We start from the raw sequence: 15,229 nt of genomic DNA on the forward strand, positions 1-15,229 counted from the left end.
ACATTCACTATTACAATCACGACCGCATCAAACTCAAATTAAAAGGGCTGAGTCCTGTGCAATATAGGACTCAGCCCTTGGCTGCCTAGCAAACTAAACCGTCCAACTATTTGGGGTCAGTTCATCTTCAGGGGCTTTTTATTTGTGATCTGCAGTATCCGGCGATGCTGCTATGAGTAGATTCCAGAAATTTGTCGCCAGAATGCTGGCGTGAATCACTAGATTTTCACGGCATGCGGCCTGAAGTTTCATTCGTCAGCTCCGAATCATCGCTACGATGGTTGCGTCACTGAGGATATTTCTTTGCGATAGAGGCGAAAGTGCCGTCCTCATGCATTGCTGCGATGGTGGCGTCGAATTGCCGGATAAATTCAGGCGTAATCGTCTGCCGGCTGAACATGATGTAACTGGGGGCTGTATCTAATACTGGTCCGCTGACGACCACTTCGTTTTCCGCGTTAAGTTGTCTGAGCAAGGTCAAGCCTACTATCCGGCTGCAGATGACTGCATCGGTTCTCTGCGCCAGTAGTTTCTGGAAGTTGCCCTTATGGCTGTTGGCGATATCAAGTTTCTTGAAGAGGCCAGCCTGCAGCGCGGCTTCGAACACCGGGCCGTAATAGGCACGATTCAAGACGCCCAGTGAGATATTTTCGAGTGACGTAATATCGCCGTCGAAGACGATCTTGGAATTCTTCCGCACAAAAATCACATAGTCTTGCGACAGCAGTGGGCGGGTCGGGAAGAGGAAGCGGGCTTCCCGTTCCGGGTTTTTCTTGATCGTGAAAATACCATCCGCCTGCCCCGATTCCAGCATGGCGAGCCCACGGGCTAAGGGATAGAACACTATCCGCATCGGCACTTTCATACGCTGGAACGCTTCGCTGACGATATCAACCGCCATTCCGCTGGCCGGCCGCTGCGCTGATGCCGCTTCCATAAGCGGCGGATAATCAAAGCTCACAAGCGTCAGCTCTCTCTGCTGTGCATCAGCGGCCCGGCAAAAGAAACCGAGCGCCAGCATTAACAGCAATAGTCTCATCCGCATATGAATTCAACCCTCTGTCGGAGAACTTCTTTGATATCAGAATGATATGTTGACAATATCACTACTGGTCCAAAATCGAAAGCGACTGTTGTAAAAGATCTGTCAGGCCGCTACATCTGCTATCGCAGCGGAAGCGACGTTCTCTGTTTGTCGTCCGGGTAGCGCCGCCTTATCGGCTATCGGAATGGCGGCGTAGTAGCTACTTGCCGCAAGGGTGGAAGAAGAGCAGCCGCTTGTGCTCGCAGGAATATTTTGCTCCCGTTTGGAGCATCACAGACGCGCAATCCATTCTCCATCAAATATCCATAGTCCGAGACTACAATCGCCTTATTGTGTGTGCCGGAGCTTCGTGTGTTGCGCTTCAGGTCAGCATGAACATTAACCCTCCGGGCAAGGAAATGGTCGATGTCTGGATCCCGGCAAAGTGGTGCGGAAGCCTAAACTCAAATCACAGGAGCAACCGTGGCCGACAGCTTTTAGCTCGGGCAGAACGGACCCGGCCAGAAATTTCCATTTGAACCAAACTCCGAATCCGAACATGAGATTGCCCCATGCGATGGTCGTCGCGCTGTCATTTTTGCTTGGCGGCTGTGCGAACACTTCAAGCTATCCCGATTTCAATGCCAAGCTGGATATGGCGGTCGGCAAAATCAACGAGCAAGTCGCTTTGCCGCTGGATCTGCCGTTGAAAAGTGCATCGCTAGATGAGCTTGTAATCGTCGAATACTCCTACCTGCGTCCGGTCTATTGTCGCTGGCAGTTCTATTATGACGGGAGCGGGCATATCGTGAAATGGGCCTATCCCGATGACCTTGCCAGACGTGAGTGCGACACTCTGGCATTCCACATTCGATAGGCGCCACGTCGCGACCAGAGCCACCAGTGCACCCCGCAGCAGATGGCGCTGCATTCGGCGCTGTTCAGGCATCTCCATTAATGCCCCGCCTGGGCATCGCGGAGTTACTCCGATGCGTTGATGGGCCAGCAGATTTCAAACTGGCTGCCGCCCAGCGAGGAAGGCTGCCAGAAGGCAAAGCCGCCGTGCGCCAGTGCGATTGCCTTGACGACGGCCAGTCCCAGGCCACTGCCGCTGGCCTTGCCTGCGCTGACGGCAGCACCGCGCTGAAATGCCTCGAAGATGGTCTGGGCGGCAGCGGGAGCTATGCCGGGGCCCTGATCGGCGACGGCCAGATGGCAATGGCCCTGAATAATTTCGGCGCTGATGCGGATCAGGCCGGGTGTAGCATGTTTGCAGGCATTCTCCAGCATGGCCAGCAACGCCTGCCGGATGCGGATGGGATCACACTCGACCACGGTCACATTGAGCGCAATTTCGATGCGGAAGCCGCCTGCCTGCCATAGCGGCTGCGCCAGTTCGACCACGCTGGCCACTTCTTCGTCGAGCCGTGTGGCGATTTTTTGCAGTGGCAGGTGGCCGCTCTCGGCCAGCGCTACCGTGCGCAGATCTTCGATCAGATGGCCCAGACCTTCCACCTGCTTGAGCAGGCTCTGGAACTGCGCCGGTTCGGCCGCAAACACGCCATCGTTAATCCCCTGCAGGCGCCCGCGCAGGATGGTGACAGGCGTGCGCAATTCATGGGCGATGGCCGCATTCCAGAAAGCCCGCTGCTGCGCCATATGCTGCTGGCGTTCGGCCATCAGGTTGAAGTCGCTGACCAGCTGCGCTGCTTCGCCCATCGCGTGCTGGTCGCTGCCCGCCCGCGCCGACAGATCGCCCTGGGCGACCGCACGCAGGCTCTGCGCCACCGAGTTCAGCGGTGTCAGAATGCGGCGCGACAGCCGGCCTGCGGCGAGTACGGCAATCAGCAGCGAACAGATGGTCGTGACTATCAGCCAGATGACTTCTTCCTTTTCCGGCCACGGGTTGGTGATATCGCACAGGGCATCCGGCGATTGGCGCAATAGCCAGAAATACAGCGCGTAGGAACTGATCTGCACCATGGCGATGATGCCCAGCACGACCAGCGCCATCGATAGCGAAATCTGCCGGCTGATGCCTGCATTGAGTTTCATGCACCGCCTCCGAGACGGTAGCCGACGCCGCGCACGCTTTCGAGTTTGCCTTGCAGGCCGCTCGCTTCCAGTTTTTTGCGCAGCTTGCTGACATGGCTGTCCACAGTGCGCTCCATGGTTTCACCTTCGGGCAGACAGCTGACGAGCAGCTCGCCCCGGCTAAATACGCGCTTGGGCGCGCGCGCCATGTGGGCCAGCAGACGGAATTCTGTCAGCGTCAGGCTCAGCACCTGACGGCTGCCGTCGGGTTCAACCACGCTGGCCTGATGTTCTTCCGCATCGATTTCCATGCCTTCGACGCGCAACAGTTTATGGATCGGTGTGGCGGGGTGGCGGGTACGGCGCAGCACGGCCTGCACGCGTGCCACCACTTCGGCCGGATTGAAGGGCTTGACCACATAGTCATCGGCGCCGATGCGCAGTCCCGTCAGTTTGTCGATGTCCTGATCCATGGCCGTCAGCATGATGACGGCCGTATCGCCACGCTGGCGCAACTGGGCCAGCACGGCCCAGCCATCGAGTTCCGGCAGCTGGACATCGAGCAGGATCAGGTCGGGTTTGAGCATCAGATGCATGGCCAGCGCATTGCGTCCGTCGGCCGCATGGGCCACGCGCATGCCGGCACGGGAGAGATAGGCCATGACGATCTGGGCGATTTCTTCCTCGTCTTCGACCACCAGTATCAGCGACGGATGGTCGCTCTCATTATTCTGTGGAGCGCTAGGGGTTCTCATCAGAGCATGATACTGCATCAGCTGACTCCGCCACCGAGAGCCTTGTACAAAGCCAGGGCATAGCGGTATTGCTCGCGCTGGAGATCGATCAGTGCTGCCTCGGCCGCATAAGCCTGACGCTGCGCATCGAGTAGCTCTAGCCGTCCGTCCAGCCCCTGACGGTAGCGCAGCACGGCCCATTGCGCCCGCTGCCGGCTGGCGCCCAGTACGCGCTGCTGGGCCTCCATCTGTGGCGCGATGGTCTGGCAACCGGCCAGCGCATCGCTGACTTCGCGGAACGCATTCTGGATGGCTTTTTCATACTGGGCCACCGCCATCGAGCTGCGGATTCTGGCCAGACTCAGTTCGGCCTGCAGCTGCCCGCCGTGAAACAGCGGCTGGGTGATCTGCGGTGCGAAAGACCAGCTGCGGCTGGCGCCTTTGAACAGATCGCCAAATTCGCTGCTGCCCAGACCGAAGCTGGTGGTCAGGGCAATGCGGGGGAAGAAAGCGGCACGGGCGGCGCCGATATCGGCCTGGGCGCCCTGCAGTTCCTGTTCCGCCTGCATGATATCGGGGCGCCGTATCAGCAGGTCGGAAGGCAGGCCGGCTGGCAGGACTGTGCGCACGGGCGCGGCAGTGAGCGGGTCGGCAAGGGCGGCAGGGGCGGGCAGCTCGGTGCCGATCAGGAATTGCAGGGCATGGCTGGCTAGCTGCAGTTCACGGCTGCGCGCCTGCAGATCGGCCTCGGCGCTGGCCACGTGGGCCTGCACGGCGCTGAGGTCTATGCCGCTGCGCTGTCTGGCCTGGTGTTGCTGCTCGGTGATGTGCAGGGTGCTGCGCCAGTCCGCCAGCATGCGTTCGCTGAGCTGCTGCTGTGCCCGTGCACGCTGGTGCTCGAGGTAGGCTTCGGCGATAGCGTTGATCAGACTGAGCTGGGCAGCACGCCGGCCCTGATCGGACGCCAGATAGCGCGCCTGGGCTGCAGCGGATAGCGAGCGCAGGCGGCCGAACAGATCGAGCTCGAAGGCCGTGCTGGCTATGCCTGCACTGTATTGCGGCTGGACGGGCGTGCCTGCCCCTAAGCGCTGGCGGCTGGCAGCCAGACTCAGATCGACCGAGGGCAGCAGCGCAGCATCCTGTTGCTGGACCTGGGCCCGCATGGCGGCCACGTTCAGGGTGGCCACGCGCAGATCGCGGTTGTGTTCCAGCCCCAGGGCCACTAGCTGTTGCAGCTGGGGCTCGGTCAGCACTTCACGCCAGCCCAGTTCGGCAGCGTTATCGCTGGTGGGCGGCACTTGCCGGTAGCTGGCCGGTAGTTGCACGGCGGTAGGCGGGCGGGGCGGCGTCAGGCTGCATGCGGTGAGCGTGCCCAAGCAGAGGCACAGGACTATGGTGGGTTGCATGGTTCAGTTCCTTACTACTTACTTGCGGTAGCGGCGTTGCAGTGCTTGCGCCGCGCCGACCACGATGACGAAGAACACGGGGACGAAGAGCACGCCCAGCACCGTGGCGGCCAGCATGCCGCCGAACACGCCAGTGCCTATGGCCTGCTGGGTTTCCGCGCTGGCGCCGCTGGCCAGCATCAGCGGCAGCACGCCCAGGGTAAAGGCCAGTGAGGTCATCAGAATAGGGCGCAGGCGCAGGTGGGCCGCGTTGATGGCTGCCGTGGTCAGATCGCTGCCTTCGGCGTGCAGCTTGCGTGCATATTCGATGATCAGGATGGCGTTCTTGGCGGACAGGCCGATGATGGTAATCAGGCCGACTTTGAAGAAGACGTCGTTGGGCAGCTCGCGCAGGATCACTGCCGTCAGCGCGCCGAACAGACCGAGCGGCACCACCAGCATCACCGCCAGCGGTATGGTCCAGCTTTCATACAGGGCCGCCAGGACCAGGAAGACCACCAGCATCGAGAGCAGCATCAGCAGCGGCGCCTGGGCGGCAGCACCCTGTTCCTGCAGCGACTGTCCGGTCCAGGCCAGCGCATAGCCGGGCGGCAGCTGGCGGCCCAGACGTTCCATTTCCTTGAGTGCGGCGCCGCTCGAGACGCCGGGCGCCGCAGTGCCGCTAAGGCGCGCTGCCAGATAGCCCTGATAGCGGTTCAGCTGCAAAGGTGTTTGCTGCCAGTGCGGCTTGACCAGTTGCGCCAGTGCGACCATCTTGCCGTCGTTGTTGCGCACGCGGAGTGCCAGCACGTCGTCGAGCTGCATGCGTGCGGCCGCATCGGCCTGCACGATCACCTGCTGCATCCGGCCTGCATTGGGGAAGTCGTTGACATAGCTGGAGCCGGTCGCATTGACCAGCAGGTCGGCGATGGCGCTGAACGGCACGCCCAGGGTCTCGGCTTTCTGGCGGTCGATCTCGAGCTGGATGCTGTTGCCCGGTGGGAGCTGATCGGCATAGACGCCGGCCAGCAATGGGCTCTTCGCGGCCAGATTCAGCAGATGGGCCTGTGCTGCCTGCAAGGCGCCATAGCCCTGATTGCCGCGGTCCAGCAGGCGCAGCGAGAAGCCCGCGGAGTTGCCCAGTTCATCGATGGCCGGCGGCATCACCACCATGATGGTGCCTTCGCCCGCGCTAGCCATGGCCGTCTGGGCCAGCTCTACCTCTTTTGCCACGCTGGCGCCATGGCGATCTTTCCAGTCCTTCAGCATGGTGTAGGCCATGGCCGCGTTGGGACCGGAACCGGAGAAGCTGAAGCCCAGCAGCGACTGATTGACATCGATGCCGGGGCGGCTGGCCAGATGCTGTTCATATTGCTGCACCACGCGCATGGTGCGGTCCATGGTGGCATCGGCCGGCAGCTGGAACGAGGTCATGAAATAACCCTGATCTTCTTCCGGCAGGAAGGCCGAGGGCAGCAGGCTGAAGCCGGCCACCACAGAGCCGGTCAGCACGGCATAGATCAGCAGCATGCGTCCGCTACGCTGTATCAGTTTGCCGGCGAGCCAGGTGTATTGCTGCGTCAGGCGTTCGAACTGCTGGTCGAACCAGACAAAGAAACGGCTCTGATGGTGCTGCTCCGGCGTTATCGGGCGCAGCAGGGTGGCGCAGAGGGCGGGCGTGAGGGTCAGTGCCAGCACGGCGGAAAACAGGATGGACACCGCCATGGCGATGGTGAACTGGCGGTAGATCACTCCCACCGAACCGGCCGCGAACGCCATAGGGATGAACACCGCCGTCAGTACCAGCGTGATGCCGATGATGGGATGGCTGATCTCCTGCATGGCGCGCAGGGTGGCCGCACGCGGCGACAGTCCTTCGCTGGCCATCAGGCGTTCCACGGCTTCCACCACCACGATGGCATCGTCGACGATGATGCCGATGGCCAGCACCATGCCGAACATGGTCAGCACGTTGATGGAATAGCCGGCCAGCGCCATGACGGCCAGCGTGCCCAGCAGCGCGATCGGGGCGACCACGGCGGGGATCAGCGTGTAGCGCAGCTTCTGCAGGAACAGATACATGACGAGGAAGACCAGCAGCATGGCTTCGCACAGCGTGACGAGCACTTTCTCTATCGAGATTTTGACGAAGGGAGCGGTGTCGAAGGGCACGGTAAATTCCATGCCCGCCGGCAGGGCTTTGGACAGATCATCCAGCCGTGCGCGTAGCTGGGCTGCCGTGGCGACGGCGTTCGCGCCGGGCGACAGGGAGACCGAAGCACCAGCCGTGGTCTTGCCGTTTTCCCTCGCGCGGAAAGTATAGTCGCGCGAACCCAGTTCGATGCGGGCGACGTCGGCCAGCGTGACGTTGCCGCCGCCGCGCTGGGCACGCAGCACGATAGCGCCGAATTCTTCCGCCGTACGCAGCTGGCCTTGCACGGTCAGCGGTGTAGTGACCATCTGCCCCGCTACAGCGGGCGCGTCGCCCACCCGGCCCGGAGCGATCACCAGATTTTGCTGGGTGATGGCAGCGGTCACATCGCCCATGGACAGCTGATAGGCGATCAGCTTGACAGGATCGACCCAGACCCGCATGGCGCGCTCGGCGCCGAACAGCTGGACCCGGCCTACGCCGGGCACGCGGCGCAGCTCGTCCACCACATTGCGCGCCAGATAGTCGCCCAGCTCCTGTTCGTCATGTTTGCGGGTGGAGTTGATGCTGACGATCATCAGGAAGCTCGATGACGACGATTCCACCGACAGGCCATTCTGGCGCACCGCTTGCGGCAGGCGCGACTCGACCGCCTTCAGGCGATTCTGTACATCGACCTGGGCCAGTTCCGGATTGGTGCCGGGTTTGAAGGTGACGCTGATCGAAGCCGAGCCCGAGGTGTCGCTCGATGATTCGAAGTACAGCAGATTTTTTACGCCGGACAGCTCGCGCTCGATCAGGCCGATCACGGCATCGTTCATGGTCTGGGGCGAGGCGCCCGGATAGCTGGCGCCTATCGAGACGCTGGGCGGCGCTACCGAAGGAAAACGCGCTATCGGCAGTTCGGGCAAGGCCAGCAGGCCGGCCAGTATGATAAAGATCGCGACGACCCAGGCAAACACGGGCCGGTGGATGAAAAATGCGGACATCGGATTTCCTTATTGGCGGGTATTGCCGCTGTTGCCAGCGGCTGCCGTCGCACTGCGCCACAGGCGTGGTTTGGTAACGCTGCCTGCGTGCAGATGTTCCTGCCCTTCGACGACGAGCAGTTCGCCGGCCTGCAGGCCCCTATGAATCAGGTATTGGTGGGCAATCACCTCGCCCACATTCACCTGACGCTGCATCGCGCGCTGGGTCTTGTCGATCACCCAGACATAGGCCTGGCCGTCGGCACTGCGCTGCACGGCCTGCTGTGGCACCAGCAGCTGCGGGGCGGCGCTGGCGCGCGCCATGCTGGCGCGCACGAACATGCCCGGCAGCAGCACATGGTCGGGGTTGTTCACCAGTATGCGTACATTGCTGTCGCCCGTGGCCGGGTCGACCTGCTGTTCTTGCAGCAGCACGCGAGCGGTGCCCTCGTATGGCCTCCCATCGGCGCTGAGGATGGTGACGGGCGGCGCGGACTTATGGTCAGGCTGGCGCACCAGCAAGGTGCTGGCAGGACGCAGTACATCGACATAGACCTGGTCGATCTGCTGCACGCGTGCCATCGGTGCGCTATCGGTGGGCGCCACCAGCGTGCCTTCGGACACCAGCTCGGCGCCGATGCGGCCGGAGATGGGCGCCTGTACTGTGGCATATTCCAGATCCAGCCGCCTGCGCTGCAGATTGGCGCGGGCCTGTGCCAGATTGGCCTGCGCCATATCGCGCTCCGATACGGCATCATCATAGGCTTGCTGGCTGACGCCGTCGGCGTCGAGCAGGGGACGCAGGCGTTCAGCCTGACGCTGGCTGCGCGCATAAGTGACTTCGGCGTGGGCCAGCGCGGCCTGGGCCGCAGCCAGTTCCGCCTTCAGAGGCGCCGGATTGAGCTGGTACAGCGGCTGGCCGGCACGCACTTCGCTGCCCTGTTCGAACAGGCGGCGCACGACGATGCCGCCCACCTGCGGACGGATTTCTGCGCTGCGCACGGCGACCACCCGGCCGGGCAAGGTGTCCTGCAAGGTGATGTCCTGTGGCTGGATGGTCAGGACGGAGACTGCGGCCGGCGCCGCAGGCGGCGCCGCAGGCGGCTCCGATGGCGGCGTGCCGGTACAGGCGCTCAGGCCTAGAACAGGCAGCCACAGCCACCAGTAATTTCTGCTTCTGAAATCCATAGTAGTCCTGCAAGCTTGTAAAACTACTATTATGGGGCTGGGTGGTGAATAATCTGTGGAATGTTTATGGAGATTATGTGGAGACGCGCAGTACCCGGCCGCCGCGCTAGCGCGGGGCCGGGCCGATGTAGGGGCTAGCGGGATGGTGAAGGCGACGCTGTGCGCGCCGGCTCATGCGATGGCTTGGGGGCTGGCGCCATGGCCGTCGCATTGAACAGCATCCAAGCGCTATGCGGCAGCCACTGCTCCACCCAGCGCCACTGGTTTTCGTCGGGACCGGGGCTGAATTCTATGCCGGCGCCGGTGGGGCTATCCTGCGCGCCCGTGATGCCGTTGGAGATGCCGCCAACCAGCATGGTGCCGGCGCTCTCCGCATGTGGCGGGTTGCGCTGGCCGTAGCCATACAGCATGGTCATGCCATACGGGTTGCGGCCCAGCGTCCAGTCCACCTGATTCTGGGCGAACTCGGCCAGATCCTGATGTACGCCGTAAGGACCGGCCGCATCGGCATGGCTGATGCGGCCGCCCAGCAGCGCTGCCGTGCTGAGCGAGGACAGGCGTGCGCTCTCGCCTTGCCACCAGTAGCCCGTCTCGTTCACATGCGGCATGAAGAAGCCGCGCTGCAATTCGCCGGACAGCTTGCCCTGTTCAAACGTGCGGAATATCTGGCGCGCATAGTTGTAGGGATTGGCCACCTCGCGGTTGAGCGCCAGCTGCTGCTCCAGCGCCGTGGCGATGGTCAGTTGCGCTTGCGCGCGCAAGCCCGCATCGGTTTCGATGGCCTGATAGTAGGCCAGACTGATGATGGGCAGGCCCGCTTCGACGCCATGGTAGAACGGCCGGTCGGCCTGATCGCTGGTGAAATAGCCGCCAGGCTTGAGGCGGGCGGACAGGCTGGCAGCGCGCAGCCGCGCCGCAGCGAGGTAGCGCGGCTGACGTGTGGCGTGATGCAGTTCGACAGCGGCCATCAGCGCCGTGTAGTCGTCGATGATGTTTTCCTCACCGTCGCTACAGTAGTCGCGGTTGTGCTTCTGTAAGTGGGCAAAGGCGCGCTCCGCATCGGCCAGATAGCTTGCCGCCGTGTACTGGCCATGCTGGCCCGTGTGGCGCGCCAGCAGCGCCGCCCTTGCCAGTGCGGCAATAGCCATGCCGCCGCCGGCGCGGAAAGAGGATTTGTAGTTTTTGGTGTAGACGCCGTCTATGCCTTCGAAGCCGGTCACCACACGTTCGGCATTGTCGGTGCCCCATTTGTCGAATACCGTCAGGTAGAAATAGCCTTGCCGGTCCAGTATGCGGTGCAGATAGTCGGCGCCCCAGAAGGCTTCTTCGCGTACGGCCGTTTCCAGCCCGGCCTGCCGGTACAGTTCGGGCGCCTGATCGGCCGTGCTGGCCAGCACCCAGGTGGCCAGCGAAGCTTGCTGGGGATTGAAGAAGTGGGCATACGACAGGTGCGACAGGTATTTGCCGTTATCGCCGCCCGCATCGTTCCAGCCGCCCCAGACATCGACAAAACGCTGGGTGCCGAAGATGCGTATGCGGTGATCGGCTGCACTGGTGTTGCGGCTCTTGCGGAAGTAGTCGAGCAACTGGGTGGCCGTGCGGGTGAACAGGGCGTTGTCGCTGACCGGCACGGCGGGCGTAGTGGCCAGCTGGCCATCGAGCTCGACTTCGATCTGGTAGTCGCCCGCTTCGGTATGGCGCGAGAAGTCGACGGCAAAATAGTGCAGGCCGGTGCCCCAGTCGCTAAAGGCGGGCAGGGCTTGCAACGGGCCGCTGCCGACCTGCTGCGCGTTGCGCAGTATGCGGTAGTGCCCCTGAGTGAGCGCGCTGCGTGCTTCGACCAGCGCGATCTTCGGGCCACGGCTGTCCAGCGCCACCTGATTGATCTGCACGCTGAGCGGGGCGGTGGCGCTGATCGGCAGTATGGCGCTCGCCTCTGGCGTGCTGGCGGCGCTGGCCCGGCCGCTGGCGAATGTGCTGCCGGCGACGAGCAGGATCAGGGGGAGTAGTCGGACTAGCGGAGTTCGTCTCATGGTGCGCCTTTTTCTGGTGGGGATGGGCTGTCCGCTGCACTATACGGACAGGCCGGGGCTGCGTCAATCATTACAAACATTGATTGTATTTATTATTGAGCGACTAGCAGTCCGTCATCCGCGCTTGCTTGCGGTATCATTTACGCTTTACTGTCTGAATGCTCTTTCATGAAAATCACAGCTCGCGGCACGAATCAACAATCGAGCGCACCTTATAACCGGCGCGTCGTACTCGACCTCATACGCCAGCAAGGCGCGATGTCCCGCAAGGAAATCGTCGATAGCGTGTCGCTCAGCCCCCAGACCGTGACCAACATTACCAATGATCTGGAGGCCATAGGCCTGATCGTTTCGCGCCGCCAGAAAGCCGATAAGGCACGTGGCCAGCCGCCGATAGAATTTGCCCTCAATCCGGCTGCGGGCGGCGCCATCGGCATCAGTCTGGAAAACGGCAAGGCTTCGGCCGCACTGGTCAGTCTGGTGGGCGAGGTGCAGGAGCGCCGCCACGTCGAGGTCGATACGTCCGATCCCCAGCGCGTGCTGCTGGCCATGCTCGATCTGGTACGCGAGCTGCGGCGCGGGGCGCAGGGGCGGATCTGGGGCGTGGGCGTGGCGCTGCCGGGGCCGCTGGTGACGACCGAAGTCAGTTTCATCGGCCCCACCTCGCTGGAAGGCTGGGGCAATCTGGCCGTGCTGGACGATTTGCGCCATGCAACGGGCCTGCCCGTGTTCTACAGCGTCGACAGCGTGGCCGGCGCGCTGGGCGAAAACCTGTTCGGCGTGGCCAAATCCATCGATAACTTCTTCTATCTGCATATGGGCATGGGGCTGGGCGGGGTGCTGGTCGATGGCCGTTCGGCCTATCGCGGCGCCAGCGGCAATGCTACGGAAATCGGCCACATTCCCGTGGTCAAGGACGGGCGCGCCTGCTATTGCGGCAATAGCGGCTGTCTGGAGCGCTATGTCTCGCTGTTTTCGCTGGCCGAGGCGCTCGGTGTGGAGAGCAGCAAGATCCACGACAGCCCCATCGAGCAATGGATAGAGCAGGGTGGCCAGCCCGCGTTCACAGCATGGTGCGAGTCCGCTGCCGCCTGTCTGCGCGATGCCATCTGCACCATCGAAAACATGCTGGACCCTCATACCATCGTGATCGGCGGTTCGGCGCCGAAGGCGCTGGTGGCCCATCTGGTCGAGCTGGCGCAGCCGCTGCACCGTTCCGTGCGGGGCGGCGTGCCGGGTGCGGCCCAGCGCATCATGCTGTCCGAGCGCGAGCAGGATAGTTCGATTTTAGGTGCGGCCGTGTTGCCTTTGTACGACATGTTATTGCCCCGTCTGGACGTGCTGCAATCGGAGCCGCGCAGCGAGCTGGACGCAGCAGAACTGCTGGGGCAACAGCGCCGGACAGGGAGTGTCTGATTAAATACATCCAATGGTTTTATTTATTGACACTGGAATAATCGTGTTCTACAGTTGGGGGCATGAACACACCTCATCCCCCTTTAACCATTATTGGTGACCTCGGCGTTGATCTCGTCATGGGGTCTATCGACGGCTGGCCCCAGATAGGCACGGAAGTGCTGCTGCCGCGCAGCGAGTTGCGTGCCGGCGGTTCGGCAGCCAACACGGCGCTGGCCTTGCGCCATCTGGGCTTGCCGGCCCATCTGATCTCGGCCATCGGCAACGACGAACTGGGCCGCCTGCTGCAAGCCCAGTTCCACGGCGTGCGTACCGATCTGCAAATCTGCGACCGGCCCAGCACGGTGTCGGTGGGACTGATGCACGCCTGCGGCGAGCGCAATTTCTTTACCACCCACGGCCATCTGGAAGAGCTGTCCTGCGAATATGTGCTGGCCCACCTGCCGCCCGCCAGCAGCCAGGGCGCCATCGTCCTGCTGACGGGCGTCTTCCTGTTGCCGCGCTTGCGCGCTGCCTACCTCCGTTTGCTGCAAGCCATCCGTGGCCTGGGCTATCAGGTAGCGCTTGATACGGGCTGGCCGTCCGACCAGTGGAACGACACCAATCTGGCGCTGGTGGCCAGCTGGCTGCCGCTGTGCGATCACTTGCTGATCAACGAGCTGGAGGCGCTCAGCATTACCGGCGCGGCTGATCTGGACACGGCGCTGGCACGGCTGGCGCTGGCGAGCCAGCCGGAGGCCAGCATCATCGTCAAGACGGGCGCGCAAGGCGTTACCGGCCTGCAGGCCGGCCAGCGCATCGACCATCGCTCGGCCCGCGCGGAAATCTTCGACACCATAGGTGCAGGCGATTCCTTCAATGCCGGCTATCTGGCCATGCGGCTGCGCGGCGGCAGTCTGGCACAGGCGCTGGCGGCAGGCTGTCAGGCAGCCGTAGCGATTCTGCAGCGCTTCCCGCGCAGCGCCATCGTCCCCGGCGAACTGGCCGGCTGTCTGCAGCAGGATGGCTGGACGGCGGAGGCAGCATGAGCCAGCGTGCCCTGATCATGGCTTACATCATGCTGATCTGGTTCGTGATTTCCTTTGTCACCAACCTGATCGGGCCGCTGATGCCCATCATGATAGAAGAGTTCCATCTGAGCCTGTCCATGGCGGGCTTTCTGCCATTCTCCTTCTTCCTCGCCTATGGCCTGATTTCCATTCCGGGCGGCCTGCTGGTGGAACGCAAGGGCGGGCGCAGCACGCTGAGGCTGGCTTTTCTGCTCAATCTGGCGGGCGCACTGGCGATTGCCATCCAGCCGCGTTATGCCGCCGTGATAGGCGGGCTGTTCACCATCGGGCTGGGCATGGCGCTGCTGCAGGTAGTGGTCAACCCCTTGTTGCGCACTGTCGGTGGCGAAGCCCAGTTTGCGTTCTATTCCGTGATGGCGCAGCTGATCTTCGGGCTGGCTTCCTTTCTCAGTCCGCTCGTGTTCAGCCGCATGATGGCGCAGGCCGGCACGGGTGGTGCGCCTGCGACGGCCGGTGTGTGGGTAGGCTTCTACTGGGCGTTCAGCGTGCTGTTCGTGCTGCTGCTGGTGGCCAACCAGCTGCTGCCGCTGCCCACGCTGGCACTCAAGGACGATGAAAAGACCAGCGGCTGGCAGGCCTACCGGGTGCTGCTGGCGCGGCGCGATGTGTGGCTATTCTTCGTCGGGCTGGTGGCCTATGTGGGCAGCGAGCAGACGCTGGCCAATTGGATGTCGCAATTCCTCAGTACCTACCACCACCTGTCGCCCAGCGGCGCCGGTGCCGATGCGGTGGCGCGCTTCTGGGGGCTGATGGCGCTGGGCTGCCTGACGGGGCTTGGGCTGCTCAAGCTGCTGGACTCACGCCGTGTGCTGGCACTGTTTTCCTTGCTGGCACTGGGTTGCGTGGCGCTGGCGCTGTTCGGATCGGCAGCGCAGGCCGTGCTGGCCTTCCCCGCAGCAGGCTTCTGCCTGTCGGTGATGTTCTCGATTATTTTTTCGCTGGCACTCAATTCCGTGCCGGCCCATCACGGTGCGCTGTCCGGCATCTTGTGTACCGGCATCCTCGGCGGCGCGCTGCTGCCGCTGCTGGTGGGCTTTCTGGGGGATCGCATCGGGCTGCGCCTGGCGATGACCCTGCTGTTCCTGACCCTGAGCTTCATTCTGGCCATCGCTGGCTGGGCTCGTCCGCTGGTCCGTAATCACACGCTCCCCATTGCGCAGCTGTTTGGGCAGCAGTAAGTCCCGCCGTTCGGGGCTCCACCATTGACAACAAGATTGGAGATAAA

The 15,229-nt window shown here is 62.7% G+C and carries 12 protein-coding genes; 5 read left to right on the plus strand and 7 right to left on the minus strand.

All coding sequences use genetic code 11. The features are described 5' to 3' along the window. Positions 1 to 89: IS3 family transposase (locus tag GM655_RS16670; RefSeq protein ID WP_155436109.1), on the plus strand; the 89-nt coding region annotated here is incomplete at its 5' end. Between the two features lie 197 nt (positions 90 to 286). Here the strand turns inward: GM655_RS16670 and GM655_RS16675 are convergent. Further along, on the minus strand, positions 287 to 1,039 hold the full coding sequence (locus tag GM655_RS16675) for a substrate-binding periplasmic protein (RefSeq protein ID WP_229632614.1): 753 nt from the start codon (positions 1,037 to 1,039) through the stop codon (positions 287 to 289). A 544-nt stretch (positions 1,040 to 1,583) separates the two neighbouring features. Here GM655_RS16675 and GM655_RS16680 point away from each other — a divergent pair. Next, the gene (locus GM655_RS16680; protein WP_155435826.1) at positions 1,584 to 1,901 is read left to right on the plus strand and encodes a hypothetical protein; all 318 of its coding nucleotides are present in this window, start codon (positions 1,584 to 1,586) and stop codon (positions 1,899 to 1,901) included. Positions 1,902 to 2,005: 104 nt separating this feature from the next. On the opposite strand, the gene GM655_RS16685 is transcribed toward GM655_RS16680, so the two are convergent. The 6 genes from GM655_RS16685 to GM655_RS16710 all read right to left on the minus strand — a co-directional run bounded on the left by GM655_RS16685 (position 2,006) and on the right by GM655_RS16710 (position 11,518). Beyond that, positions 2,006 to 3,079 (minus strand): ATP-binding protein, encoded by a 1,074-nt coding sequence (locus GM655_RS16685; protein ID WP_155435827.1) that lies wholly within the window; start codon positions 3,077 to 3,079, stop codon positions 2,006 to 2,008. After that, entirely contained in the window at positions 3,076 to 3,813 is a 738-nt protein-coding gene (locus tag GM655_RS16690; protein WP_155435828.1) for a response regulator, read from the minus strand. Before GM655_RS16690 ends, GM655_RS16685 begins: the two co-directional genes overlap by 4 nt. A gap of 17 nt (positions 3,814 to 3,830) precedes the next feature. Further along, complete coding sequence (locus tag GM655_RS16695) at positions 3,831 to 5,198, minus strand: efflux transporter outer membrane subunit (protein WP_155435829.1); 1,368 nt, start codon at positions 5,196 to 5,198, stop codon at positions 3,831 to 3,833. An 18-nt stretch (positions 5,199 to 5,216) separates the two neighbouring features. Continuing rightward, positions 5,217 to 8,318 carry a multidrug efflux RND transporter permease subunit gene (locus tag GM655_RS16700; protein WP_155435830.1) on the minus strand — a complete coding sequence of 1,034 codons (3,102 nt, stop codon included), beginning with the start codon at positions 8,316 to 8,318 and terminating at the stop codon, positions 5,217 to 5,219. A 9-nt stretch (positions 8,319 to 8,327) separates the two neighbouring features. After that, a complete protein-coding gene (locus GM655_RS16705; RefSeq protein WP_155435831.1) occupies positions 8,328 to 9,485 on the minus strand; it encodes an efflux RND transporter periplasmic adaptor subunit in 1,158 nt (385 codons plus the stop codon). Between the two features lie 134 nt (positions 9,486 to 9,619). Then, on the minus strand, positions 9,620 to 11,518 hold the full coding sequence (locus GM655_RS16710; RefSeq protein ID WP_155435832.1) for a glycoside hydrolase family 9 protein: 1,899 nt from the start codon (positions 11,516 to 11,518) through the stop codon (positions 9,620 to 9,622). Between the two features lie 168 nt (positions 11,519 to 11,686). Between GM655_RS16710 and GM655_RS16715 the strand changes: the two genes are divergently transcribed. The 3 genes from GM655_RS16715 to GM655_RS16725 all read left to right on the plus strand — a co-directional run bounded on the left by GM655_RS16715 (position 11,687) and on the right by GM655_RS16725 (position 15,182). Beyond that, the gene (locus tag GM655_RS16715; RefSeq protein WP_155435833.1) at positions 11,687 to 12,934 is read left to right on the plus strand and encodes an ROK family transcriptional regulator; all 1,248 of its coding nucleotides are present in this window, start codon (positions 11,687 to 11,689) and stop codon (positions 12,932 to 12,934) included. A 119-nt stretch (positions 12,935 to 13,053) separates the two neighbouring features. Further along, positions 13,054 to 13,962, plus strand: a complete 909-nt coding sequence (locus tag GM655_RS16720) for a carbohydrate kinase family protein (RefSeq protein WP_196308795.1) — start codon at positions 13,054 to 13,056, stop codon at positions 13,960 to 13,962. After that, positions 13,959 to 15,182, plus strand: a complete 1,224-nt coding sequence (locus GM655_RS16725; RefSeq protein WP_155435835.1) for an MFS transporter — start codon at positions 13,959 to 13,961, stop codon at positions 15,180 to 15,182. The genes GM655_RS16720 and GM655_RS16725 overlap by 4 nt, the downstream gene beginning before the upstream one ends. Positions 15,183 to 15,229 lie beyond the last annotated feature (47 nt).

Source organism: Pseudoduganella danionis, assembly GCF_009720775.1.
In the GTDB taxonomy this organism is placed as follows: Bacteria; Pseudomonadota; Gammaproteobacteria; order Burkholderiales; family Burkholderiaceae_D; genus Rugamonas; species Rugamonas danionis.

Bases quoted from the DNA above. Each gene is read 5' to 3' on its own strand.
- GM655_RS16705 (WP_155435831.1), bottom strand. From the start codon at position 9,485: ATGGATTTCAGAAGCAGAAATTACTGGTGGCTGTGGCTGCCTGTTCTA.
- GM655_RS16685 (WP_155435827.1), bottom strand. From the start codon at position 3,079: ATGAAACTCAATGCAGGCATCAGCCGGCAGATTTCGCTATCGATGGCG.
- GM655_RS16725 (WP_155435835.1), top strand. From the start codon at position 13,959: ATGAGCCAGCGTGCCCTGATCATGGCTTACATCATGCTGATCTGGTTC.
- GM655_RS16700 (WP_155435830.1), bottom strand. From the start codon at position 8,318: ATGTCCGCATTTTTCATCCACCGGCCCGTGTTTGCCTGGGTCGTCGCG.
- GM655_RS16710 (WP_155435832.1), bottom strand. From the start codon at position 11,518: ATGAGACGAACTCCGCTAGTCCGACTACTCCCCCTGATCCTGCTCGTC.
- GM655_RS16675 (WP_229632614.1), bottom strand. From the start codon at position 1,039: ATGAGACTATTGCTGTTAATGCTGGCGCTCGGTTTCTTTTGCCGGGCC.
- GM655_RS16680 (WP_155435826.1), top strand. From the start codon at position 1,584: ATGAGATTGCCCCATGCGATGGTCGTCGCGCTGTCATTTTTGCTTGGC.
- GM655_RS16690 (WP_155435828.1), bottom strand. From the start codon at position 3,813: ATGAGAACCCCTAGCGCTCCACAGAATAATGAGAGCGACCATCCGTCG.
- GM655_RS16715 (WP_155435833.1), top strand. From the start codon at position 11,687: ATGAAAATCACAGCTCGCGGCACGAATCAACAATCGAGCGCACCTTAT.
- GM655_RS16695 (WP_155435829.1), bottom strand. From the start codon at position 5,198: ATGCAACCCACCATAGTCCTGTGCCTCTGCTTGGGCACGCTCACCGCA.
- GM655_RS16720 (WP_196308795.1), top strand. From the start codon at position 13,054: ATGGGGTCTATCGACGGCTGGCCCCAGATAGGCACGGAAGTGCTGCTG.